This is a genomic window from Pseudomonas sp. R28(2017), from assembly GCF_002112505.1.
Taxonomy (GTDB): domain Bacteria; phylum Pseudomonadota; class Gammaproteobacteria; order Pseudomonadales; family Pseudomonadaceae; genus Aquipseudomonas.
Window position 1 is genome coordinate 108,086 of sequence record NZ_NEHW01000002.1, and the last position, 22,123, is coordinate 130,208.

The 22,123-nt window shown below is 61.3% G+C and carries 23 protein-coding genes and 1 pseudogene; 13 read left to right on the top strand and 11 right to left on the bottom strand.

From position 1 onward, the window contains the following. Window positions 1-10 precede the first annotated feature (10 nt). Window positions 11-595 carry a PilZ domain-containing protein gene (locus CAF78_RS03240; protein ID WP_085674797.1) on the bottom strand — a complete coding sequence of 195 codons (585 nt, stop codon included), beginning with the start codon at window positions 593-595 and terminating at the stop codon, window positions 11-13. 93 nt (window positions 596-688) lie between these two features. Here CAF78_RS03240 and CAF78_RS03245 point away from each other — a divergent pair, with 93 nt between their 5' ends. From CAF78_RS03245 to CAF78_RS03255, 3 genes are read left to right on the top strand one after another with little or no spacing between them, the layout of a single operon-like run. Beyond that, entirely contained in the window at window positions 689-1,939 is a 1,251-nt protein-coding gene (locus tag CAF78_RS03245) for a lipoprotein-releasing ABC transporter permease subunit (RefSeq protein ID WP_085674795.1), read from the top strand. 7 nt (window positions 1,940-1,946) lie between these two features. Then, window positions 1,947-2,630 (top strand): lipoprotein-releasing ABC transporter ATP-binding protein LolD, encoded by a 684-nt coding sequence (gene lolD, locus CAF78_RS03250; protein ID WP_177408494.1) that lies wholly within the window; start codon window positions 1,947-1,949, stop codon window positions 2,628-2,630. Window positions 2,631-2,689: 59 nt separating this feature from the next. Next, a complete protein-coding gene (locus CAF78_RS03255; RefSeq protein ID WP_085674791.1) occupies window positions 2,690-3,931 on the top strand; it encodes a lipoprotein-releasing ABC transporter permease subunit in 1,242 nt (413 codons plus the stop codon). Between the two features lie 289 nt (window positions 3,932-4,220). Here the strand turns inward: CAF78_RS03255 and CAF78_RS03260 are convergent, their stop codons facing one another. Together CAF78_RS03260 and cinR are read right to left on the bottom strand one after the other, a co-directional pair. After that, the gene (locus CAF78_RS03260; protein ID WP_177408495.1) at window positions 4,221-5,564 is read right to left on the bottom strand and encodes a heavy metal sensor histidine kinase; all 1,344 of its coding nucleotides are present in this window, start codon (window positions 5,562-5,564) and stop codon (window positions 4,221-4,223) included. Beyond that, complete coding sequence (gene cinR / locus CAF78_RS03265) at window positions 5,564-6,244, bottom strand: two-component system response regulator CinR (RefSeq protein ID WP_085674789.1); 681 nt, start codon at window positions 6,242-6,244, stop codon at window positions 5,564-5,566. The genes CAF78_RS03260 and cinR overlap by 1 nt, the downstream gene beginning before the upstream one ends. Before the next feature lie 176 nt (window positions 6,245-6,420). Here cinR and CAF78_RS03270 point away from each other — a divergent pair, with 176 nt between their 5' ends. Next, entirely contained in the window at window positions 6,421-6,948 is a 528-nt protein-coding gene (locus CAF78_RS03270) for a plastocyanin/azurin family copper-binding protein (protein WP_085674788.1), read from the top strand. A gap of 68 nt (window positions 6,949-7,016) precedes the next feature. Further along, window positions 7,017-7,847 (top strand): NADPH-dependent 7-cyano-7-deazaguanine reductase QueF, encoded by an 831-nt coding sequence (gene queF, locus CAF78_RS03275; RefSeq protein WP_085674786.1) that lies wholly within the window; start codon window positions 7,017-7,019, stop codon window positions 7,845-7,847. Window positions 7,848-7,950: 103 nt separating this feature from the next. Here queF and CAF78_RS03280 read toward each other — a convergent pair whose 3' ends face one another. After that, window positions 7,951-8,214, bottom strand: a complete 264-nt coding sequence (locus tag CAF78_RS03280; RefSeq protein ID WP_027919578.1) for a DUF4404 family protein — start codon at window positions 8,212-8,214, stop codon at window positions 7,951-7,953. Between the two features lie 123 nt (window positions 8,215-8,337). Continuing rightward, window positions 8,338-8,901, bottom strand: coding sequence for a phosphonoacetaldehyde phosphonohydrolase-related protein (locus tag CAF78_RS03285; protein WP_085674784.1), 564 nt, complete (start codon window positions 8,899-8,901; stop codon window positions 8,338-8,340). A 189-nt stretch (window positions 8,902-9,090) separates the two neighbouring features. On the opposite strand from CAF78_RS03285, the gene CAF78_RS03290 reads away from it, so the two are divergent. Next, complete coding sequence (locus CAF78_RS03290; protein WP_085674782.1) at window positions 9,091-9,798, top strand: VacJ family lipoprotein; 708 nt, start codon at window positions 9,091-9,093, stop codon at window positions 9,796-9,798. Window positions 9,799-9,850: 52 nt separating this feature from the next. Here CAF78_RS03290 and CAF78_RS03295 read toward each other — a convergent pair whose 3' ends face one another. After that, window positions 9,851-10,150: a PilZ domain-containing protein gene (locus CAF78_RS03295; RefSeq protein WP_085674781.1), complete on the bottom strand. Its 300-nt coding sequence runs from the start codon at window positions 10,148-10,150 to the stop codon at window positions 9,851-9,853. A gap of 270 nt (window positions 10,151-10,420) precedes the next feature. Between CAF78_RS03295 and rssB the strand changes: the two genes are divergently transcribed. Beyond that, a complete protein-coding gene (gene rssB, locus CAF78_RS03300; RefSeq protein ID WP_085674932.1) occupies window positions 10,421-11,605 on the top strand; it encodes a two-component system response regulator RssB in 1,185 nt (394 codons plus the stop codon). Then, the gene (gene rssC, locus CAF78_RS03305; RefSeq protein ID WP_085674779.1) at window positions 11,602-12,084 is read left to right on the top strand and encodes an anti-sigma factor antagonist RssC; all 483 of its coding nucleotides are present in this window, start codon (window positions 11,602-11,604) and stop codon (window positions 12,082-12,084) included. Before rssB ends, rssC begins: the two co-directional genes overlap by 4 nt. Window positions 12,085-12,161: 77 nt before the next feature. On the opposite strand, the gene CAF78_RS03310 is transcribed toward rssC, so the two are convergent. The 3 genes from CAF78_RS03310 to dusA all read right to left on the bottom strand — a co-directional run bounded on the left by CAF78_RS03310 (window position 12,162) and on the right by dusA (window position 16,385). Beyond that, window positions 12,162-14,003, bottom strand: a complete 1,842-nt coding sequence (locus CAF78_RS03310) for an alkaline phosphatase D family protein (protein ID WP_085674777.1) — start codon at window positions 14,001-14,003, stop codon at window positions 12,162-12,164. Window positions 14,004-14,099: 96 nt separating this feature from the next. Then, on the bottom strand, window positions 14,100-15,026 hold the full coding sequence (gene tal, locus CAF78_RS03315; RefSeq protein WP_085674775.1) for a transaldolase: 927 nt from the start codon (window positions 15,024-15,026) through the stop codon (window positions 14,100-14,102). 348 nt (window positions 15,027-15,374) lie between these two features. Beyond that, complete coding sequence (gene dusA, locus CAF78_RS03320; RefSeq protein ID WP_085674931.1) at window positions 15,375-16,385, bottom strand: tRNA dihydrouridine(20/20a) synthase DusA; 1,011 nt, start codon at window positions 16,383-16,385, stop codon at window positions 15,375-15,377. Window positions 16,386-16,486: 101 nt separating this feature from the next. Between dusA and CAF78_RS03325 the strand changes: the two are divergent. Together CAF78_RS03325 and CAF78_RS03330 are read left to right on the top strand one after the other, a co-directional pair. Next, window positions 16,487-17,492: pseudogene (locus CAF78_RS03325) on the top strand (site-specific integrase). Window positions 17,493-17,673: 181 nt separating this feature from the next. Further along, a complete protein-coding gene (locus CAF78_RS03330; RefSeq protein WP_085674772.1) occupies window positions 17,674-18,411 on the top strand; it encodes a hypothetical protein in 738 nt (245 codons plus the stop codon). A 136-nt stretch (window positions 18,412-18,547) separates the two neighbouring features. Here CAF78_RS03330 and CAF78_RS03335 read toward each other — a convergent pair whose 3' ends face one another. Next, window positions 18,548-19,645 (bottom strand): protein kinase, encoded by a 1,098-nt coding sequence (locus CAF78_RS03335; protein WP_085674770.1) that lies wholly within the window; start codon window positions 19,643-19,645, stop codon window positions 18,548-18,550. Next, entirely contained in the window at window positions 19,642-20,067 is a 426-nt protein-coding gene (locus tag CAF78_RS03340) for a DUF3010 family protein (RefSeq protein WP_085674768.1), read from the bottom strand. The genes CAF78_RS03335 and CAF78_RS03340 overlap by 4 nt, the downstream gene beginning before the upstream one ends. A 118-nt stretch (window positions 20,068-20,185) precedes the next feature. On the opposite strand from CAF78_RS03340, the gene CAF78_RS03345 reads away from it, so the two are divergent. From CAF78_RS03345 to CAF78_RS03355, 3 genes are read left to right on the top strand one after another with little or no spacing between them, the layout of a single operon-like run. Continuing rightward, complete coding sequence (locus CAF78_RS03345; RefSeq protein WP_143515008.1) at window positions 20,186-20,824, top strand: terminase gpA endonuclease subunit; 639 nt, start codon at window positions 20,186-20,188, stop codon at window positions 20,822-20,824. Next, window positions 20,799-21,005, top strand: coding sequence for a tail protein X (locus CAF78_RS03350; protein ID WP_085674766.1), 207 nt, complete (start codon window positions 20,799-20,801; stop codon window positions 21,003-21,005). Before CAF78_RS03345 ends, CAF78_RS03350 begins: the two co-directional genes overlap by 26 nt. 60 nt (window positions 21,006-21,065) lie before the next feature. Beyond that, complete coding sequence (locus tag CAF78_RS03355; RefSeq protein WP_085674764.1) at window positions 21,066-22,118, top strand: phage late control D family protein; 1,053 nt, start codon at window positions 21,066-21,068, stop codon at window positions 22,116-22,118. Window positions 22,119-22,123: the final 5 nt, after the last annotated feature.

Below are 22,123 nucleotides of genomic sequence, written 5' to 3' on the forward strand. Positions count from 1 at the left end.
GGGATAGGGCTCAGGAGGCGGGGCCGTCTTGTTCCAGCTGCTGGCGCCGTTGCTGCTGTTGGCGTTGCAGGATGTGGCGGGCCAGCAGTTGCCGTTGGGCATCGGTCATGTCGGTGAATTCCGTGCCGACCTCGAAATCGCCGTCCGGGCGCGGGTCGCAGTGGGTGACCTTGCCGCGCAGCAGCAGGCCTTGGGCGCGTGGCATCAGCACCATCTTCACCTTTACCCGGGTGCCGGGGGCGATCTGCCGGGGTTGCGCGAACTCGATGCCACCTTCGGAAATGATCACGCGCTGTGGCTCGCCGATTTCACCGAGCAGGGTTTGCGCGACCACTGCGCTGAGCAGGTCGAGGCGCTTGTTCTGCGCCCGCAGGAAGGCTGCCAGGGTGCGGTCCTTCTCGCTCAGCTGGCGCAGCAGGTGCTGCGACTCGAAGTCGGACAGGTGCAGCTCGCTGAGCAGGTTGAACAGCGGCGAATCATCCTGCAACAGTTCTGCCTCAAGGGCTTCGGCCGCGCTGAGGGGGCTGATTTCCAGTGCGATCCGATCTTCGATGCGGTAGTATTCGCGGCGATCTTCTTCGTCTAATGTCGTCATGGCGAACCCATGGTTGCGGCGGTGGTCCGAGTGTAAAGCCGCCGTAGGCGCCTCGCCACAAGGACGTTCCCTTTCATCCGAACAAGCCCCGACATGTTCAGACCTCTTTTCGCATTCATCGGTACGCGTTACACCCGTGCCAAGCGCCGTAACCACTTCGTCTCGTTCATTTCCCTGACCTCGATGATCGGCCTCGCCCTGGGCGTGGTGGTGATGATCGTGGTGCTCTCGGTCATGAACGGTTTCGACCACGAGATGCGTACCCGCGTGCTGGGCATGATCCCCCATGCCACGCTGGAGAGCGGCCAGCCGATCAACGACTGGTCTGCCCTTGCCCAACAAGTAAAGCAGAATCCGCAGGTGCTGGCGGTTGCCCCGTACACGCAGATGCAGGGCCTGCTGACCCATGACGGCAAGGTGCAGAAGGTGTTGCTCAACGGCATCGACCCGGCGCGCGAGCGCGAGGTGTCGATCATCGACAACTTCATCCAGCAAGGCAGCCTCGACCAGCTGGCGCCGGGCGAGTGGGGCATCATGATCGGCGACAAGGCCGCAGCCAAGCTGGGCGTGGCCATCGGCGACAAGCTGACCTTCGTCGCCCCCGAGGTCAGCGTGACCCCGGCCGGCATGTTCCCGCGCATGAAACGTTTCACCGTGGTCGGCACCTTCCACGTCGGTGCCGGCGAGATCGACGGTTACCTGGGCCTGACCAACATCACCGACCTGTCCCGCCTGCACCGCTGGAAGCCGGACCAGGTACAGGGCCTGCGCCTGAAGTTCGACGACCTGTTCCAGGCGCCGCGCGTGGCCTGGAGCATCGCCCAGCAGCTGGGCGACCAGGAATACTACAGCCGCGACTGGACCCGTACCCACGGCAACCTGTACCAGGCGATCCGCATGGAGAAGGCCATGATCGGCCTGCTGTTGCTGCTGATCGTGGCGGTGGCGGCGTTCAACATCATTTCCACCCTGGTGATGGTGGTCAACGACAAGCGCGGTGACATCGCCATCCTCCGTACCCTGGGCGCCACGCCCGGGCAGATCATGCTGATCTTCATGGTTCAGGGCACGGTGATCGGGGTGATCGGCACGCTGATCGGCGCCGTGGTCGGGATCGTCGCCGCGTTGAACGTGAGTGCAGCGATCGCCGGCATCGAGACGCTGATCGGGCACAAGTTCCTCAATGCCGACGTGTATTTCATCGATTACCTGCCGTCGCAGATCCAGGCCCAGGACGTCTACATGGTCTGCGGTGCGGCGCTGGTCCTGAGTTTCTTCGCCACCCTGTACCCGGCCTGGCGTGCGGCCCGCACCCAGCCTGCAGAGGCGCTACGTTATGAGTGAGTCGCGCATGAGTGATAAAGTCGTTCTGAGTTGCCGCAACCTGGGCAAGTCCTACGACGAGGGCCCGGAATCGGTGCAGGTGCTGTCCGGGCTCAACCTGGAGCTGCACGCCGGTGAACGCGTGGCCATCGTCGGTAGCTCCGGCTCCGGCAAGAGTACCTTGCTCAACCTGCTCGGCGGGCTCGACCGGCCGACCCAGGGCAGCGTGTGGCTGGCCGGCGAAGAGCTCTCGGCCCTCGGCGAGCGTGCCCGCGGCCTGTTGCGCAACCGCGAACTGGGCTTCGTCTACCAGTTCCACCACCTGTTGCCAGAGTTCACCGCCATGGAGAACGTGTGCATGCCGCTGCTGATTGGCCGTACCGCCATCCCGGAAGCCCGTGAGCGCGCCGAGGCGCTGCTCAAGCGGGTCGGCCTGGGCCATCGCCTGCACCACAAGCCGGCCGAACTGTCCGGTGGCGAGCGCCAGCGTGTGGCGATCGCCCGCGCCCTGGTCAACCGTCCGGGCCTGGTGATGCTCGACGAGCCGACCGGCAACCTCGACCACCACACCGCCCAGGGCATCCAGGAACTGATGCAGGAGTTGTCCAGTGCATCGCGCACCGCCTTCCTGGTGGTGACCCACGACCTCAACCTGGCGCGTCAGATGGACCGCGTACTGAAGCTCGACGACGGCCACCTGGTGGCGATCTGACCGAGTGCACGGGGTGGCAGCGCCGCCCCGTTTTCCCGTTTAATTTGGGTGTTTCCTACATGTTCAGACCCTTGCCCATCTTCATCGGCGCGCGCTATACCCGGGCCAAGCGCCGCAACCACTTCATCTCGTTCATTTCGATGACCTCGATGATCGGCCTGTCGCTGGGCGTGCTGGCGATGATCGTGGTGCTGTCGGTGATGAACGGCTTCCAGCGCGAGATGAGCTCGCGCATTCTCGGCCTGGTGCCGCATGCCTCGATCCTGGGCGTGCAGCCGCTGGACGACTGGCACAAGGCGGCCGACGCGGCGTTGCAGAACCCGGCGGTGATGGCCGCGGCGCCGATCACCGAGATGGAAGGCATGCTCTCGTACAAGGGCGCGATGCAGCCGATCCAGGTCAGCGGCATCGACCCGGCCGAGGAGAGCAAGGTTTCCATCGTCGGCCAGCACATCGTCCAGGGCCGCCTGCAAGACCTGCAGCCGGGTGAGTACGGCGTGGTCATCGGCGAACTGACCGCGCGGCGCTTTCGCCTCAACACCGGCGACAAGCTGACCCTGATCGTGCCGGAAATCAGCAAGGAACCCGGCGGCATCACCCCGCGCATGCAACGCCTGACCGTGGTCGGCATCTTCAAGGTCGGTGCCGAACTGGATGGCTCGCAGGCTTACATGCATGTGGCCGATGCCGGCGAAATGCAGCGCTGGGCGCCAGGCCAGGTACAGGGCGTGCGCCTGAAACTGCACGACCTGTATGCCGCGCCGCAGGTGTCCAAGGCCATCGCTGCCGGGTTGGGTGATAGCTACCGTGCCGATGACTGGTCGCACACCCAGGGCAGCCTGTTCAGTGCGATGAAGATGGAAAAGACCATGATCGGCCTGTTGCTGCTGATGATCATCGCGGTGGCGGCATTCAACATCATCGCCACCCTGGTGATGGTGGTGAACGACAAGGGGCCGGACATTGCCATCCTGCGTACCCTGGGCGCCACGCCGGCGCAGATCATGGGTACGTTCATGGTTCAGGGCAGCCTGATCGGCATTGTCGGCACCTTGATCGGTGGCGTGCTCGGGGTGATCGCCGCGCTCAATGTCAGCCAGATCGTCGGCTGGCTGGAGCGGGTGAGTGGGCAACACATCTTCACCTCGGATGTTTACTTCGTCAGCAGCTTGCCGTCCGAGCTGCAGGGCGGGGATGTGCTGATGATCTGTGCGGCCGGGCTGGTGATGAGCTTCCTGGCGACCATCTATCCCGCTTACCGGGCGTCGCAGGTGCAGCCGGCGATTGGCCTGGCGGTCTGAGTCCTCCTGTCAGGGCCCTTTCGCGGGCAAGCCCGCTCCCACAGGGGCAGCACAAGCCCTGAAGGCTGTGCAATACCTGTGGGAGCAACTGTGTTGCTCAATTTCTGGAATCTGGCGCGATCCCTGTGGGAGATTCCCCAGCCCTGTGGACTGCGCTGTGGCTAGAGAACTGAGTTCGCAAGCGGTCCGCATACCCTGTGGGAGCAACTGTCTTGCTCAAGTTCTAAAAGCTGGCGCGATCCCTGTGGGAGCGGGCTTGCCCGCGAAGGGCTGCGAAGCAGCCCCCATTTCACCGAACTTCAGGCAATTCGATCACGAAACGGGTCCAGCCATCCTGGCATTGCGCCCGAATGCTCCCGCCATGGGCCTGTACGATCGACCGGGTAATCGCCAACCCCAGCCCTGCATGCTCGCTGCTGCCTTCCCGCCGTGCCGGGTCGACCCGGTAGAAGCGATCGAACACGCGCGGTAACGCCGCCGCGTCAATGGCCACCCCGGTATTGGCCACGCAAATCCGCAGCCCCGGCTCCAGCGTCACCCGTATCTGCCCGCCTGGCGGGGTGAAGCGCAGGGCATTGTCGAGCAGGTTGGACAGCGCCCGTCGCAGCATAGGCCGGTCACCCTGCACGATCGCCTCGCCCTCGCGCAGCAATTGCACTTCGTTGTCCTCGGCCAGCGGCGCGTAGTACTCCAGCAGCGCATCCACGTCTTCGTGCAGGGCCAGCGCCGTCTGCCCTGGCACCAGCAGGCCGTGGTCAGCCTTGGCGAGGAACAGCATGTCGTTGATCATCTGCGCCATCCACTGCAGCTCCTCAAGGTTGCCATGCAGAGCCTCGCGATACTCCTCCAGGCTGCGCGGACGGGTGAGGGTCACCTGGGTGTGGGTCAGCAGGTTGGACAGCGGCGTGCGCAGTTCGTGGGCGATGTCGGCAGAGAACGCCGACAGGCGCTGGAAGGCGTCGTCCAGGCGTTGCAACATGGCGTTCACGGTAGTGGCCAGTTCGGCCAGCTCCTCGGGCATCTGCGCCACCGGCAGGCGCGTGGTCAGGGAGCGTGCCGACACGCTGGCGGCCACCTGGCCCATCTGGCGCAGGGGGCGCAGGCCACTGCGTGCGGCCCAGGCACCGAGCAGGGCAGTGGCCAGCGCAGACAACCCGACGGTGAGCCAGATCAGGCGCTGCATGCCTTGCAGGAAGTGCTGGTGATGGGTGATATCGAGATACAACGTCAGCTGTGCAGGCGTCTGCTCGTCCGCGGGTACCGTGAGGCTTCGGTAATCGACGCCTTCTGCGTGCAGGGTCGTCAGCGTGGGCGTCGACGGTGTGCCTGGCAGGCCGTCACGGCTGGCGAACCAGTTGGCACCGTCGGGGCCATCGATGCGCAGCGCAAGGTCGGCCTGGTGGCTGAGCTCGTTGCGCAGGGCTGGCAAGCGACCTTGCAGCTGGCCGGGGTGCTTCACGCCAGCGAGCTGGCTGCGAAACAGAGAAAGGCGCGACTCCAGCAGTTGCTGGTCCAGTTCGACGAAATGCTGCTCGCTGGCGCGGTTGAACAGCAGCCCGGCGCCCAGCGACACGGTGGCGGTGCAGGCGGCAAACAGCAGTGCCAGGCGCGTGCCGAGGGACAGCCTGCGCATCAGTCGTGGCGCTCTTCGAGCACGTAGCCCATGCCGCGCACGGTATGGATCAGCTTGTTCGGGTGCGGGTCGTCGATCTTCAGGCGCAGGCGGCGCACGGCCACTTCGATGACGTTGGTGTCGCTGTCGAAGTTCATGTCCCACACCTGCGAGGCGATCAGCGATTTGGGCAGCACCTCGCCCTGGCGGCGCAGCAGCAGTTCGAGCAGGGCAAATTCCTTGGCCGTCAGGTCGATGCGCGTGCCGGCCCGTTCGGCGCGGCGGCGGATCAGGTCCAGGCGCAGGTCGGCGAGGGTCAGGGTGGTGTCCTGGCTCGGGCTGGCACCGCGGCGCAGCAGGCTGCGTACCCGGGCCAGCAACTCGGAGAAGGCGAACGGCTTGACCAGGTAATCGTCGGCGCCCAGTTCCAGGCCGTGCACGCGGTCTTCGACGGCGTCGCGGGCGGTCAGGAACAGCACCGGGGTGTCCAGGCCAGCAGTGCGCACGGCCTGCAGGATCTGCCAGCCGTCACGCCCTGGCAGCATCACGTCGAGAATCAGCAAGTCGTGGTCGCCGGTCAGGGCCAGGTACTGGCCGGTCTCGCCGTCGGTGGCCAGTTCGGTGGCGAAGCCGGCTTCGCTCAGGCCCTGGCTCAGGTACTGGCCGGTGCGGGCCTGGTCTTCGACGATCAGCAGTTTCATGCTCAATCCACAATCAGAGGGTTGGCCCGCTCCCACAGGGATGAGGGGGTGGCTGAAATGATACGTGACTAACTCGAGCCTCGCCCAAGCTGACAAAGTTGTAATCTTGCTGTCAGCCAAGCGCCAGCCGCACCTTTCTAGAGTGGCCTCATCCCGCCGTGATCTTCGGAGTCATCATGAAACACCTGTTCATCGCCGCCGCCCTGGCCCTGGTCAGCCTGCCCACCCTGGCCGGCGAGGCAAAAACCTTCGCATTCGGCGAGCCAGCCCCGGCTGCCAAGGCCACCCGCACCGTCGAAGTGGTGCTGAAGGACATCGCCTTCGAGCCCAAGAGCCTGCACGTGAAAGCGGGCGAGACCGTCCGCTTCGTGGTGACCAACGAAGGCAAGCTGCCCCATGAGTTCAACCTGGGTGACAAGGCCATGCATGCCGAGCACCAGAAAGAAATGATCGCCATGCAGGGCAAGATGTACAACGCCGCCATGCAGCATGAGGGCATGGACCACTCGCAGATGGGCCACGCGCCCGCCCAACCGATGGACCACGGTGCCCATGGCCACGACAGCGGCAATACCGTGCTGGTGCAGCCTGGCCAGCGCGCCGAGCTGACCTGGACCTTCCGCAAGTCGGCGCCCATCGAGTTCGCCTGCAACGTACCGGGGCATTACCAGGCCGGCATGGTCGGGGTGCTGACCATCGAGTAACCGGGCCTGCAAGGCGGGGTGCAAAACCGGTAGACTAAGGGCAATTTCGAACCTTCAGGTCAGTTTCCATGCATCCCGCCGCCGAACATTCCCCGCTGGGCAAATCCAGCGAATACATCGCCACCTACACGCCTTCGCTGTTGTTCCCGATCCCGCGCACGGCCAAGTGGGCCGAGCTGGGTGTGACCGCCCAGACCCTGCCGTGGCAGGGCGTGGACTACTGGAACTGCTTCGAGCTGTCGTGGCTGCTGCCGTCGGGCAAGCCGGTGGTGGCCATCGGTGAGTTCGCCATTCCCGCCGATTCGCCGAACATCATCGAGTCGAAGTCGTTCAAGCTCTACCTCAACTCGCTTAACCAGACCCAGTTCGCCTCGATCAGCGATTTGCAGGCGTGCCTGGTGAATGATCTGTCGGCCGCCGCTGGCAAGCCGGTGGGCGTGCAAGTGCGTACCCTGGCGGAAGTGGAGGCACAGGGCGTGGTGGCCTTGCCTGGGCAGTGCATCGATGCGCTGGATGTGGCGATCGACAACTACGAGCAGCCGCAACCTGAACTGCTGAGCTGCAACCCTGAGCTGATTGTCGAAGAAACCGTGCACAGCCACCTGCTCAAATCCAACTGCCCGGTGACAGGCCAGCCGGACTGGGGCAGCGTGGTGGTCGAGTACAAGGGCAGGGCACTGGACCATGCCAGCCTGCTGACCTACCTGATCAGCTTCCGCCAGCATGCCGACTTCCACGAACAGTGCGTGGAGCGGATCTACCTGGACTTGAAGAACCTGCTGCAGCCCGAGCACCTGACCGTGTATGCGCGGTATGTGCGCCGCGGCGGCCTGGACATCAACCCGTACCGCAGCACCGGGACGATCAGCCCGGCTAACCTGCGACTGGTTCGCCAGTAAATTCTGTGTAGTTGGGGCTGCCTTGCAGCCATCGCAAGGCAAGCGCCGCACCCTGTGGGAGTTGCGCTTGCCGGCGATGGGCCGCAAAGCGGCCCCGGCTGTTTCAGATCCCCATGCTGTGCAGCGAGTTGGCAATGCTGCGCAGGGTGGCGGTCAAATCCGGGTGGTCGGCTTCGAAACGCTCGATCGCCAGGTTCACCCCGTCGACCACGTTGTTGTCCGGCGTGGCTTCCTCGAGCTTCAACTGCGCTTCGATCTGCCTGGCCTCTTCGTGCAGGGCGGCCAGTTCTTCATCCGAAAGCGGTACGTTGCGGTCCAGTTGCTCGCGCAGGCTGTTCAAGCGCTCTTGCAATTCGCGGGCAGGCATTGGCTGTTCTCCATCAATGGCTTGGCAAGGCATGGACCTCAGCGAAGCGGCAAAGGTTCTCGCCTGCTTCCTAGCGTAATCCACTCGCTGGCGCTTTGCATGATCCGTATCAATGGGGCTGTGTCAGGGTTTTTCACCCTTGCTGCAGCGCAGGGCGATGTCGGCAAGGCAGGTGTCCAGTTCTTCGAGGTGGTCGATCACCGAATGCACGCCCAGGCTGAACAGCGCCAGCGTCGCCTTGCCGCGGGCCTGTTCCTGCTCTTGCGGGGTCATCGCCTGCCACTGCGCGGAGGTGCTGGCGCACGAGGGGTTGCAAGCCGCCAGTCCCACTGTCCAGAGGCCGGCGTTGAGGCCAGATTGCAGCAGTTTTGGCTCACCGCTGACCAGCACGCAACCTTCCAGGCACTCGCTCTGCAGGCTCATCAAGGCTTGCCAGCAGGCATTCGGCGCCGGCCAGCGCACGCCGTTGACCGTGTGGCCCGGCAGCCAGTCTGGCAGCACGCTGGCCAGGCGCCTGCCCTGCAGGCTGCCCAGGTCGTCCAGCCAGATGCACGGCACCTGCGCGTGGCGCAGGCCGGCCAGCGTTTCGAGGGCGCCGGGGGCGGGCAGGGGGCTGCCGGCGGTGGCCTGGACCAGGCAGTCGCGCAGGCCGAACAGCACAGCGGTAATGGCGGGTGCAGCGAGCATGGTAACGTCCCTGAAATAGTTCGCAGGCTATTGGACGATTGTTACCGTGCTGTGACGGGCAACAGTTGTTCACAAATTATTGAGCAAAAATGTGTAAAGCTGTTTATCAGCGTGCAAGGCTCTATACTGCCGCCGTACAGCAGCGCACCCGTTGTGCTTGCGGCCGAGAATTTCGATGGAGAAACATCTATGCGTAGGATAGGTGCCGGTGTGATCGAGCGAGTCACCCAGGCCTGTGTCTGCGCCAGCTTGCTGCTGGCGCCCGTGGCAGCCACCCAGGCCGCCACCGAGGAAGATCCCTGGGAAGCGGTCAACCGCCCGATCTTCCGTTTCAACGATACGATCGACACCTATGGCCTCAAGCCATTGGCCAAGGGCTACCAGTGGGTCACCCCGCAGTTCTTGCAGGATGGCATCCACAACATGTTCAACAACGTCGGCGATGTCACCAACCTTGCCAACGATGTGCTGCAATTCAAACCGCATGCGGCGGGTGTGGATACGGCGCGGTTGATCGTCAACACCGTATTCGGCATTGGCGGCTTCTTCGATGTCGGCACCAAGATGGGCCTGCAGCGCAACGACGAAGACTTCGGCCAGACCCTCGGCCACTGGGGCGTGCCCAGCGGCCCGTACGTCGTGATCCCGCTGCTCGGCCCGAGCACCGTGCGTGACGGCCTGGCCAAGTACCCGGACAGCTACACCGAACCCTACCGTTACATCAACGACGTGCCGGTGCGTAACTCGATTTTCGCCCTGAACGTGGTTGACACCCGCGCCAGCCTGCTGTCGGCCGAGAAGCTGATTCAGGGTGACAAATACATCTTCATCCGCAACGCCTACCTGCAGAACCGCGAGTTCAAGGTCAAAGATGGTGAAGTCGAAGACGATTTCTGATCGTTTGCAGGCATGAAAACGGCGACCTTTGGGTCGCCGTTTTTGTTACAGCTCAATGCATGGCCAGGATGCGCAGGCCGAATTTCTGCTGGCCACCGGGCTGATCGGCGATCCACACCACCTCGGTACTGGCATGCAGGCCCTTGAGTGCCGGGTGATCGGAGTCGATGCGCACCTCCAGGTGGTCGCCGACCTTGAATTGCCGCGGCGCCTGCACCTGCATGCCGCCGCTGGAAAGGTCCAGGCACACCGCGGCGATCACCTGCCCCTCGTGCAGCAGGCTGACCTCGGCGTCGATGCGCATGCGGATGAAATCGCGTTTCTCACTGTGATTGGAGGGCGTATGAGGCATGCTGCATCCTTCCCAATAGGTTGTACTGGTTGGCGTTCTTATAACTCCCGGTGATTTGCCCTGTAAAGAGCAGCGAACTCGACCGACGTATGCTTGAAACGCCTGGCGGATGGGAGTACCGTCTGCGCCTTACGAGGTATCTCCGCAGGTTGCCTGGCCCGGGTTCTTGGCCTACAACTCAAGTAGAGCGTTACCACAGAGTATTCCAGCAGTTGGATGTCAGCCTTGCAGACGCCCCTGCACCAACCCAAATCGGCGCCGTTCGCCCACATGCAGAAAATCAGTGCAACGCTGCTGATCATCGATGATGACGACGTGGTCCGTGCGAGCCTCGCCGCCTATCTGGAAGACAGTGGCTTCAGCGTCCTCCAGGCCGGCAATGGCCAGCAGGGGCTCCAGGTCTTCGAAGAACACCAGCCCGACCTCGTGATCTGCGATCTGCGCATGCCGCAGATGGGCGGCCTCGAACTGATCCGCCAGATCAGCGAGCGCGCGCCGCAGTTGCCGGTGATCGTGGTGTCGGGTGCCGGCGTGATGAGCGACGCGGTCGAGGCCTTGCGCCTGGGTGCCGCCGACTACCTGATCAAGCCGCTGGAAGACCTGGCCGTGCTCGAACACTCGGTGCGCCGGGCGCTCGACCGTTCGCGCCTGGTGCTGGAAAACCAGCGCTACCGCGACAAGCTGGAAGCGGCCAACCGTGAGCTGGAGGCCAGCCTGCACCTGTTGCAGGAGGATCAGACCGCCGGTCGCCAGGTGCAGATGAACATGCTGCCGGAAAGCCCCTGGAAGCTCGGCGAGTTCACCTTCGAGCACCAGATCATCCCGTCGTTGTACCTGTCGGGCGACTTCGCCGATTACTTCCGCGTGGATGAGCGGCGCATTGCCTTCTACCTGGCCGATGTCTCCGGGCATGGCGCGTCGTCGGCGTTCGTCACGGTGTTGCTGAAGTTCATGACCACGCGGCTGTTGTTCGAATTCAAGCGCAGCAGCAAGCTGCGCGAATTCAAGCCCTCGGAAGTGCTCAGCCACATCAACCGCGGCCTGATCAACTGCAAGCTGGGCAAGCACGTGACCATGGTCGGTGGCGTGATCGACGAAGAAACCGGCCTGCTGACCTACGCCGTGGGTGGCCACCTGCCGCTGCCGGTGCTGTATACCCCGGGCGAGGCCCGTTACCTTGAGGGCCGGGGCCTGCCGGTAGGGTTGTTCGACGAAGCGACCTACCAGGACCTGGTGATCGAGTTGCCGCCGCAGTTCAGCCTGAGCCTGATGTCCGATGGCATTCTGGACCTTTTGCCAGGGCATACGCTCAAAGATAAAGAAGCTGCCTTGCCGGATATCGTCAAGGCGGCGGGTGGTAGCCTGGATGGGCTGCGCCAACGATTCGGATTGGCTACGCTTGGGGAGATGCCGGATGATATCGCCCTATTGGTGTTGAGCAGGAACCTTCAATGAGTACCGGTAGAATCCAGTTCGCCGAGCAGAGCGGTACCTTTGTACTGAAATTCGTCGGTGAAGTGCGCTTGACCCTGTGTTCGGCACTGGATGCGACGATCGAGAAGATTTTCACCGCGCTGAACTTCTCGGCCATTGTCATCGACCTGACCGAAACCGAAAGCATTGACAGTACCACGCTGGGCCTGCTGGCCAAGCTGTCGATCCTGTCGCGGCAGAAGGTGGGCCTGTTGCCGACCGTGGTCACCACCAACCCGGATATTTCGCGCCTGCTGCAATCCATGGGCTTCGATCAGGTGTTCAACATCGTCGACCGCCCGGTACCGCGCCCTGAGTGCCTGACCGACCTGCCGTCGCAGGATCAGAACGAGGATGTGGTGCGCTCCAAGGTGCTGGAGGCGCACAAGATTCTGATGGGCCTGAACGATTCCAATCGCGAAGCCTTCCATGACCTGGTGAATGCGCTGGAGCGGACCTGACCTGCAAGCCTGTACCGGCCTCTTCGCGGCTTCAGCCGCGAAGAGGCCAGCAAAGCCTCCACAACGCACCAGCCCAGTCACTCTCGCTGCGCAAACTCGGCCCCTTCGCTGCCATCCGCACTCAGCTGAAGCACCCGTGCCGGCCGCCCCTGCTCATCGAAGAACACCTGCCCCAACCCCGCGCCGTTCCAAAGCCGCTCCCCGGCCTTGCTGCGGCTGGGCGTGCGCGGCACCACCTCCATCTGCCGACGCTTGGTAAACCAGTTCAGCGGTGAGCGTGGCGAATACAACCAGCGGTTGAGCCGGTCCAGCACATCCAGCAAGCGCCGCGGGAACTCGTTCTTTATCCCGCTGCTGGTCACCTGCCAGAGATGCGGGCTGCGCTGGCGATGGCGGATCAGCACCTCGTAGACGAACGAATAGTGCACGTCACCCGACAGGATCACGTAATGCCCCGGCGTGCGCGAATGGCGGAAGATGTTCAGGATCACCTGTGCCGCGCCACGGTGGGCCATCCAGTTCTCGGCATCCACCAGCAACGGGTAACCCAGCCAGCTGAACACCCTCTGCACGGTTTCGATCAGCTTGACGCCAAAGATCGGCGCCGGCGACACGATGATCGCCGAGGGGTGGTCCAGCAGCGCCTGCTGCAGTTCGCACAGCGCTTCCCAGTCGAGCAGGCCGGACGGCTTGGCCAGGTCGCTTTCGCTGCGCCAGCGACGCGTGCGGGTGTCCAGCACCAGCAGCGGTGGCTCGCTGGGCACGCTGTACTGCCAGCCCTGAAAGCGCAGCAGTTCACCGATCAGCTGGTCCTGCTGGCGGGGCAGCGTTTGGCACTGCCCGACCAGGCCGTTGCAGGCATCCGGGTCATTGCCCCAGGCCTGGCACAGCAGGTAGCCCAGCAGTGCATTGCCGATGATCCGCCGCGAGAACGGGTGGCCGTAGGCGGTTTCTTCCCACTGCGCGGAGAGGTTCCAGTCATCGGTGATGTCGTGGTCGTCGAAAATCATCAGGCAGGGCAGGTGGGCCATCACCCGCGCCACCTGGCCCAGGTTGGCGGCGAAGGCCTCGATCAGCGGCAGTTCCTCGCGGTAGCGCTGCTGGTGCCGAGGGCTCAGGCCTGCGGGCATGCCCAGGTCGACCAGCCGCCAGGGCTGTGGCGACCACACCAGCAGGTACATGGCCATGACTTCGGCGAAGGTCACCAGGTGGTTGTCGGCATTGCTGGAAGAGAAGATCGGCTTGCGCTTGCCGCCAAAGAAGCGCTCACGCAGGGTTTCGTTGCGTGCCTGGGCTGGCAGCAGGTCGGCGCGATGGTAGTAGCTGGCCGGGTGGCAGTAGAGCGCCTGGCTGTCGCTGACCACCGCGCCATCCAGCGCTTCGTCGAACAGACCCAGGCGCCCGATCAGCGCATGAATGGCGCGCAGCATCGGGCCGGCGACATCATCGGCGTACACCTGGTCGCCGGTCATCAACAGCATGGCGGGGCGCTGCTGCGGGTGCTGACAGGCCAGCAGCAGGCGGTCGGCGCAGAGCAGGCCATCGGCGGCCGGGTGATGGGGTTTGCGGCAGGAACCATGCAACAGCTGGTCAAGGCGGTCGCGCAGTACCAGGGTGGGGCGTTGGCTGCCGGGGTAGAGCAGGTGCGGGGCCCAGCTGGCAATGCCCTGGCCGTTGATCAGCAGGTCGTACTCGACGGCGACGTTGCACGGCAGGGGCTCGGCGAAGTGGATGTCCAGCAGGTGAATGAAGGCGTGCTGGCCGACCGCAACGATCTGGCAGTCGACCTTGGCGATGCCGTCGAAGATGAATTCGGGTTGCAGAGGCTGGCTGCCGACCAGCCAGATGGCCAGCCTTTGCGGTTCGAGGCGGCGCAACACCGGGCCGGCGAGCACGAGGGGCAGTGGGGATGAGGTCATTGTGCCTTTGAGTTCAGAACGCGTTCATAGCCCGCTGAAACAAAACGGGCGGAAAATGCTGAACATTTCCCGCCCGCCTGGCAAACCTTAGATGTATCAGGCTTTTTCAGCCATCAACTTCTCGAGCTTTTCCTGATCCCGGGCAAACTGGCGAATACCCTCGGCCAGCTTCTCGGTGCCCATGGCGTCCTCGTTCATCGCCCAGCGGAACTGGCTTTCGTTCAGCACCTGCTTGGCCTCACCGGCATTGCCCGGTTTCAGGATGCGCGGCAGCTCGCCCTGGTCGCTACCCAGCTTGTCCAGCAGGTCCGGGCTGATGGTCAGGCGATCGCAGCCGGCCAGTTGTTCGATCTGGCCGATATTGCGGAAGCTGGCGCCCATGACCACGGTGTCGTAGCCATTGGCCTTGTAGTAGTTGTAGATACGGGTGACCGACTGCACACCCGGGTCTTCGGCGCCGACGTATTCCTGGCCGGTGCTCTTCTTGTACCAGTCGTAGATGCGGCCTACGAAGGGCGAGATCAGGAACACGCCGGCATCGGCGCAGGCCTGGGCCTGGGCGAAGGAGAACAGCAGCGTCAGGTTGGTCTGGATGCCTTCCTTTTCCAGCTTCTCGGCGGCGCGGATGCCTTCCCAGGTGGAGGCCAGCTTGATCAGCACGCGGTCTTTCGACACCCCTGCAGCTTCGTACAGGTCGATCAGTTGGCGTGCCTTGTTCAGCAGCGCCGGCTCATCGAACGACAGGCGTGCATCCACCTCGGTGGAGATGCGCCCCGGGATGACCTTGAGAATGCCCGCACCCAAGGCCACGGCGAACTTGTCGCAGGCCAGGTCGACATTGCCCTTGGCATCGGCTTTCACCTGCTTGAGCAGCTCGGCATAGCCCGGCATGGCAGCGGCCTTGAGCAGCAGCGACGGGTTGGTGGTGGCATCGACCGGCTTGAGACGGGTGATGGCATCCAGGTCCCCGGTGTCGGCGACTACAGTGGTGAACTGCTTGAGTTGTTCCAGCTTGGAGGTCATGGGCGTGCTCTGTCCTGTGCATTTACTCGACATTACCCGAGCCCCGACGGGCGCTCAAGAGGCCAGTGGGGCAGGGCAGAATTGCCGAAGGTGATGATTCGAGTCGGCAGCTGGCACGAGGTTCCCTGTGAGGTGTCTTGATCAATTCCCAGAATCTAGCGCGCCCCCTCTGGGAGCAACTGTCTTGCTCAATTTCTAGAATCTGGCGCGATCCCTGTGGGAGCGGGCTTGCCCGCGAACACGGGCGAAGCCCGTGCCATGCACCATGGTGTCGGCCTCGCGGGCAATCCCGCTCCCACAGCTATTGCGTTGTCTTGAGGTTCGGCTCGGTTCCGGCTGGAATCAACTTCACCGCCCCTGCATCAACTCCGCTGCCTGATCGAACACCTTCAGCGGCTCCGCCGCCTTGTGAATATCCGCCGACAGCAACTGCCGGAACCTCCGCGCCCCCGGGAACCCTTGGCCCAGCCCCAGAATATGCCGGGTGATGTGATGCATCGCGCCCCCGCTTTCCATGTGCGCCACGATATAAGGCCGCAGTTGCTCCAGCGCCTCGCTCCGGCTCACAACAGGCGCCTGGCTGCCAAACAGCTGCTGATCCACCTCGGCCAGCAGGTAAGGGTTGTGGTACGCCTCACGCCCCAACATCACCCCATCGAAGGTCTGAAGGTGCCCCTGGCACTCGGCCAAGGTCTTGATCCCGCCATTGAGCACGATCTCCAGGTCCGGGAAGTCCGCCTTCAACTGCGCCGCCACGTCATAGCGCAGCGGTGGAACCTCGCGGTTCTCCTTCGGCGACAGCCCTTCCAGAATCGCGATCCGCGCATGCACGGTAAAGCTCCGGCACCCGGCCTCACGCACCTGGCCGACGAAGTCGCACAGCTCGGCATAGCTGTCGCGGCCGTTGATGCCGATGCGGTGCTTCACCGTCACCGGGGTGGATACCGCATCCTGCATGGCCTTCACGCAATCGCCCACCAGCGCCGGGTGGGCCATCAGGCAGGCGCCGATCATGTTGTTCTGCACCCGGTCGCTCGGGCAGCCGACGTTGAGGTTGACCTCGTCGTAGCCGGCTTCCTCGGCCAGCTTGGCGCAGGCGGCCAGGTCGGCCGGCACGCTACCGCCCAGCTGCAGGGCGAGCGGGTGCTCGGAGACGTCGTGGCGCAGGAAACGGTGGGCGTCGTTGTGCAGCAGGGCGCCGGTGGTGACCATTTCGGTGTAGAGCAGGGTGTGCTTGGAGAGCAGGCGCAGGAAGAAGCGGCAGTGGCGGTCTGTCCAATCCATCATCGGCGCAACGCTGAAGCGGCGGGACGGCTCAGGGCGCGTGGTTTCTGGCTTTGCGCCTGATTTTGCAGTGATTTCGTTCAACGTGTTCTGTACCGATTTTTTTGGGGGGTGGGGCGTTTTTACCAAGCGCTTGGTGCAATGTACCAATCGAATCAGGACGTGTACCAATTCTCTTGGCAGCTATCAAACCCCGCAAGAAGGCCGACGGAACCATCAGCTACACAGCTCAGATCCGCATCAACCGCGACAAGGTGACAGTCTACCAAGAGAGCCAGACGTTCGCCCGCAAACAGGCCTCGGTGGCCTGGACGAAGCGACGAGAACCGAGTTGGCAGAGCCTGGTGCGATTGAGCGGGCGAGCAGGGTAGGGCACACGTGGATGCTGACCTCACCCAGCAGGTGCTGGTGGACTACGCGCTGTGGCGCATGAGTCCTTAAGGTGGAGGAATTAAACCGCAGACGGCCGGCAATGACCTGGCGCACCTGGGGTCGGTGCTGTCCCTGGCCAGGGCGGCGTGGGGTATGAGATTGACGCGCAAGCAATGCCAGATGCACGCCTCGTGCTGAAGAAGTTCGGCTATAACCTGAAGAGCCGAGAGCGGGATCGGCGTCCTACGCTGGATGAGATCGATAAGGTGATGGAGCACTTCTTCGAAATGTTGCAGCGGCTTCCGAGCGTCATCCACATGCCCAAAGTAGTAGCGTTCGCGATTTTTTCGACCCGTCGAATGGACGAGATCACACGCATACGGTGGGAAGATTTGGATGAGCACCGGCAGACAGTGAAGGTGCGGGACATGAAAAACCCAGGTCAGAAGATCGGCAACGATGTCTGGTGTTACTTGCCGGATGAGGCGTGGATCATCGTGCAGAGCATGCCCCAAGTGTCGCGAGATATTCCCGTCCAACACGGATTCAATCGGCACGGCCTGGTTAAAGGCATGCAAGATGAAAGGGATAGAGGATCTTCATTTCCACGACTTGCGTCACGAAGGGGTGAGTCGGTTGTTTGAAATGGACTGGGACATACCGAGGGTCTCAAGCGTATCCGGTCACCGTGACTGGAACTCGCTGCGGCGTTATACCCATTTGCGTGGGCGATGGGATGGGTATAAAGGTTGGAAGTGGCTGGATCAGATCATTCAGGCACCGGTTAAACTCGGCGCCCGGGCTGAGTAGGCGGGTGGGTAACGATGCTACCGCTATCAGCGCCTACTCGTGGTAGGCATACGCTTTGGTGCGAAAGCTGCCGGTATTGAAGGGCTGCTACCGAACCTTTGTAGCTGTTCGAGGTGTCCACGTAACGAAGGTCGATTCACTCTATACACACCCGCACTTCAGACAAGAAAAAAGGAATTGCATGACAGACGAAACTAATAGCAATGGCAAGGTCAATGCTGCAGATGCTATCTCAATCGGTTTTATCGAAAAAGCGTGGGAGTTCAAGTGGGGAATCCAGCTCGTTTACGTAGCGCTGTACGCTGATGCGATACTGGCCTGGTTTCTCCATAGAAACTTGTTATCTGTCACTTATAATAGTGCGCAGATCTGGGGAAGCGTGGGTGCCCTGCTCATCGCTGCCGCAGGATTCTGCCTCACCGTATCCTTGATCATTCCATTCTTCTATAGACTCCTGAGAGTGATCGTCATCCAGTATTCTCCCAGCTGGCTCATCAACGCTTTCAGCGAGCATACTGCACGTCCCAACGAGGTGTCACTCCATTACCTGCACACCGAAGCGTTGCGAACACGAGATGATTTCCTGATGTCCATCTACCGAGAGAAAAATCCATCTTGGGTACGCAGGTTTAGCGACCATCAGCAAGCAGGAACATTGATGTGCGGTCTGGCGTTGTTAATGATCGCAGATGCTTGGGCAGGCTACGCTTCCGGTACTCAGACGCTGCTCCTATGGCTAGCCGATGGTCATGAGGTGCCGTTCTACCTTTGCCTTGCACCAACGGTCATCATGATGCTGATCACGACGATCTTGAAACCCTACCCACGATCCGATGTTTATCATCCGCTTTTGCGCAAGCAGCAAGATCAAGAGCGTGATGCAATGTATGGTCGGGGTGGCAAGATGCCGTATAACTGAGCGCGCTCATGTCGACCGTCAGCTACGGGTCGATAGCGATCATTCGCGTCTGACCGGTATCCACCCATAGCTGCCTATCTTGGATGGAAGCTAACGGCCAAAATTGGAAATTTTTCTGACGTTGTTCATTAATGAGTCAAATTTTTGCTTCAATTTTCTTAACAATCTCGGAAATGCTCTCGCCTACGATTGAGTTGTCTCGCCTCCAGTCTCCCCCGTTCTTCGACTTCTGGACATAAAGGCTCCCATCATCATTGCAGATCCTAAACGAAATGTTGCCCCCAAGCGTTGGCTGTCCTGCGACTACTGACCAGTCAGGAATTTCTGACTTAATATTATTGAGATGCGCATGGAAAGCGGAGGCTGACAGATACCTCTTTGCGGGATCTATATGGGTAGCCTTCCTTATTGCTCTTTTTAGATTGTCAGGCACCCAAGAGGGAAGTGAGGCGATATTTACGATTTTTCCTTTTTTGATTTTGCCTTGAATGCAGGAGTCAATATAAATTGATTTATCGGCCCTGGATTCTTGGCGATTGTGCTCGAGCTTTTCAGCCTTACTCAGCCACGCCATTTCCTCATAAGGCAAATAACCTCCCAATAACTGGTAGAGGATGATCCCGCACTGGTATATATCCCCTCCAAACCCATAGGAGTTCGCATCAATCGATTCAGGCGGCCTATAGAGCACCGCATGGCTAGATGCGGGTATTGCGTTAAGATCTTCTGGTATGTACTTGATCGACCCAAAGTCACCGATTATTGATCTTCCGTCCTCGCCGACGTAGATATTAGACGGTTTCAGATCTCTGTGTAGATAGCGCCGTTGGTGCAAATTCGTTACGCCACACAATATTTGGCTGGTGCGCTCAACGGCCTGAAGATTGCCGTGCTCGGTTTTTTCAAGCACATCATCGAGATCACCATTTGGACAGCGAGGAGTCACGAAATACGCCCATTCCCCATCGAGTAGACCAGCATTTTTTACTTGAAGAATATTAGGCGCCTCAATTGCAGCTAAGGTGCTGGGTTCTGCATGGTATTTTGCATCACCTCCCCAGTAGTAGAATTTAACTGCGACCTCGTTTTTTAGAATCCTATTTTCACCGAAAAAAAGATAGCCGTTTCCACCCTTGGTTATTTCCCTCGTAAATTTTATATCCTTACTTAAAGCGTTGAGCTGCGCTTTTATGTTTGGAGGGGCGCTGACATTGGAGATCAATATTTCGCTCATGCATTCAACTTCCGAATGTATAGCGAGGCAGACTTAAATGAGTCTTCTTGGTATTTCTTAAGGTTCGGGGGCAGTCTGAACGGAACCTTTTTTTCGGCGGCAGCAATACCTTGGCCAGTTTCAAAACTAACCTCGGCAATTCCGTTCAGTTGAATGAGTGCCTCCATCTTGAAAGAAATTGCACCTCCTGCCATTTGCCCTTTTTGCGCACGCTTCTTAATAACTGCCATGCCAATATTATGCTCTCTGGCAAAGTTTTGAAACGTTTCAAAAAACGATTTTACGTGTCGGCTCGACTCATCGTCGCCGAGTTTTATTTTGCGAGGCTCAATATCAAGATGCTCATAATCAGCGCCATTTTTTTTCAACAGCACAATAATTGCTTCAGAACCCTTAAGCTCGACACCACAAATTTTGTCCATGAAATTCCCTTTATAGAGATCAGAATTGCGTTTCGATTCTGGTACAAGCTAAGCGGTAAAAAAGCTAGCACGTGGCCATCAAGGAGTCCATGCCACTTTTTGGCCGCCTTAAGGATCCTTGAGCGGCATCAATTGCCGACAGTCGCCCCCTCTGGCCGAGGTCTGGGACAGTGCCATCGAGCAGACCAAGGCCGAAGTGCTGCAGGCCCGCGCGCTGCAAGAAGACTACTTACTCGGCACATTGCCAGTGGGAGCGCTTGCGCTGACGGCCTCTGTCGACGTCCAGGCCAAGCGCCTGATCGACCACACCCGGCCGGTCAGCCGACACATGACGCCTTTCTCACACCTGCTGATCATCCAGCCCTTGGACCCGAAGCTGCAGCCGTACTACTTCAACCTCAACACCGCCGCTTTCGACGAGCTGACGCGCAAGACGGCGTTCCGCTGGGCGGGGCAGGAGCGCTTGACGCGTTCGATTGCCCAGCAGGCTGTAGGGCAGGGCGAGGATAAGCTGACGATCAAAGGCGCCATTTTCCCGCTGCACAAGGGGGGCATCGGCCAACTGGGTGAGTTGCGCAGCATTGGTCGGCGCCTGCAGCCGCTGACCCTGACCACCGGGTACGGCGAGGTGCTGGGTACCTGGTGCTTGCTGAGTGTGGATGAGGAACAGGGGGCGCTGTTGGCCGGCGGCATCCCTCGCAAGCAGGGCTTTAACCTGGAGTTTGTCAGCTATGGCAATGACCTGCAGAACGTCTGACGGTGACCTGCTCGACACGTTGTGCCATGCCTACTACGGCTCGCTGGTTGGCACCGTGGAGGCGGTGTTGCAGGCCAACCAAGGGCTGGCCGAGGAACCTCAGCCATACCGCGCTGGAGTGCTGATCAAGTTGCCCGATCTGCCAGTGTCCGAGGTCGAGGAGGTCACGTTATGGGATTGATCCCGCGTTAGGCATCACAAACCCCGCTCCGGCGGGGTTTTTCATATCTGGAGCAACCCCATGAAACCGACATATCAGATCGTCGCAGATGGCAAGGACATCACTGCGTTGATCAACGACCGCTTGCTGTTGTTGCGCACCTCGGACAAGCCCGGCATGGACTCGGATGACTTTGAACTGCAGATCGATGACCGCGATCAGGCTGTCACGCTGCCGTCTCGCGGCGCCAAGGTTGAGATCTTCCTGGGCTACGCCGGGCAGGCCTTGGCGCGGTTGGGTAGTTATACCGTGGACGAGATCGAGGTCACCGGCCCGCCGGACACCATCACGCTGCGCGGGAAAGCCAGCGACATGCGAAGTAGCGGCAAGACCACGCGCAGCGGCAGCTGGGAGGACGTGTCCTTGGCCAAGATCGTCAGCGACGTGGCCGCTCGCAATGGCTGGGAGCCAGGGTGCACGGTGGAGACGAAGGTGCCCCGTGTCGACCAGCGCGACGAGTCCGACTTCAACTTCATCACTCGTCTGGCCAAGCAATATGACTGCACGGCGAAGGTGGCCAGCGGCAAGTTGTTGGTGCTCCCGCGCCAGGGTGGCCAGAGCGCGAGCGGCAAGGCGCTGGCCATTGTCACCATCAGCCGCTCGGATGTGAGCCGCTACTCGTTCCGCCTGGGCGACCGCAATACGCAGAAGGCTGTGAAGACGCAGCACCAGGACAAAAAGACCGGCAAGTTGGTGGTGGTCCAGCTGGACAACGACGACGCCCCGGATGGCCTGCCGGGGGTGCACACCGACCGGCACATTTATCCCGACAAGACCGCTGCCCAGCAGGCCGCCAAGGCTCGCCTTGCCGCATTCAACCGCAGCACTGCTGGGGTGCGCCTGGAAATGGTCGGTCGCACTGATTTGTTCGCCGAACGAACCATCAACGCTCAAGGCTTCAAGAATGGGCTCGACGGCGAGTACCTGGTTGACAGCGTAGAGCAGGTCTTCAGCGCCGCCGGCTGGTCGACCACTGTGGAATGCAACGGCGGCAAGAAGGGCAAGGCGAAGGCCAAAGGCAAGAAGAAGAAAGCGGACAAGCCACTACGCACGGTGGAAGTATCCCCGACCTAACCCAC

Coding starts and splice junctions, on each gene's coding strand:
- CAF78_RS03240 (WP_085674797.1), bottom strand. CDS start 595: ATGACGACATTAGACGAAGAAGATCGCCGCGAATACTACCGCATCGAA.
- CAF78_RS03245 (WP_085674795.1), top strand. CDS start 689: ATGTTCAGACCTCTTTTCGCATTCATCGGTACGCGTTACACCCGTGCC.
- lolD (WP_177408494.1), top strand. CDS start 1,947: ATGAGTGATAAAGTCGTTCTGAGTTGCCGCAACCTGGGCAAGTCCTAC.
- CAF78_RS03255 (WP_085674791.1), top strand. CDS start 2,690: ATGTTCAGACCCTTGCCCATCTTCATCGGCGCGCGCTATACCCGGGCC.
- CAF78_RS03260 (WP_177408495.1), bottom strand. CDS start 5,564: ATGCGCAGGCTGTCCCTCGGCACGCGCCTGGCACTGCTGTTTGCCGCC.
- cinR (WP_085674789.1), bottom strand. CDS start 6,244: ATGAAACTGCTGATCGTCGAAGACCAGGCCCGCACCGGCCAGTACCTG.
- CAF78_RS03270 (WP_085674788.1), top strand. CDS start 6,421: ATGAAACACCTGTTCATCGCCGCCGCCCTGGCCCTGGTCAGCCTGCCC.
- queF (WP_085674786.1), top strand. CDS start 7,017: ATGCATCCCGCCGCCGAACATTCCCCGCTGGGCAAATCCAGCGAATAC.
- CAF78_RS03280 (WP_027919578.1), bottom strand. CDS start 8,214: ATGCCTGCCCGCGAATTGCAAGAGCGCTTGAACAGCCTGCGCGAGCAA.
- CAF78_RS03285 (WP_085674784.1), bottom strand. CDS start 8,901: ATGCTCGCTGCACCCGCCATTACCGCTGTGCTGTTCGGCCTGCGCGAC.
- CAF78_RS03290 (WP_085674782.1), top strand. CDS start 9,091: ATGCGTAGGATAGGTGCCGGTGTGATCGAGCGAGTCACCCAGGCCTGT.
- CAF78_RS03295 (WP_085674781.1), bottom strand. CDS start 10,150: ATGCCTCATACGCCCTCCAATCACAGTGAGAAACGCGATTTCATCCGC.
- rssB (WP_085674932.1), top strand. CDS start 10,421: ATGCAGAAAATCAGTGCAACGCTGCTGATCATCGATGATGACGACGTG.
- rssC (WP_085674779.1), top strand. CDS start 11,602: ATGAGTACCGGTAGAATCCAGTTCGCCGAGCAGAGCGGTACCTTTGTA.
- CAF78_RS03310 (WP_085674777.1), bottom strand. CDS start 14,003: ATGACCTCATCCCCACTGCCCCTCGTGCTCGCCGGCCCGGTGTTGCGC.
- tal (WP_085674775.1), bottom strand. CDS start 15,026: ATGACCTCCAAGCTGGAACAACTCAAGCAGTTCACCACTGTAGTCGCC.
- CAF78_RS03330 (WP_085674772.1), top strand. CDS start 17,674: ATGACAGACGAAACTAATAGCAATGGCAAGGTCAATGCTGCAGATGCT.
- CAF78_RS03335 (WP_085674770.1), bottom strand. CDS start 19,645: ATGAGCGAAATATTGATCTCCAATGTCAGCGCCCCTCCAAACATAAAA.
- CAF78_RS03340 (WP_085674768.1), bottom strand. CDS start 20,067: ATGGACAAAATTTGTGGTGTCGAGCTTAAGGGTTCTGAAGCAATTATT.
- CAF78_RS03350 (WP_085674766.1), top strand. CDS start 20,799: ATGGCAATGACCTGCAGAACGTCTGACGGTGACCTGCTCGACACGTTG.
- CAF78_RS03355 (WP_085674764.1), top strand. CDS start 21,066: ATGAAACCGACATATCAGATCGTCGCAGATGGCAAGGACATCACTGCG.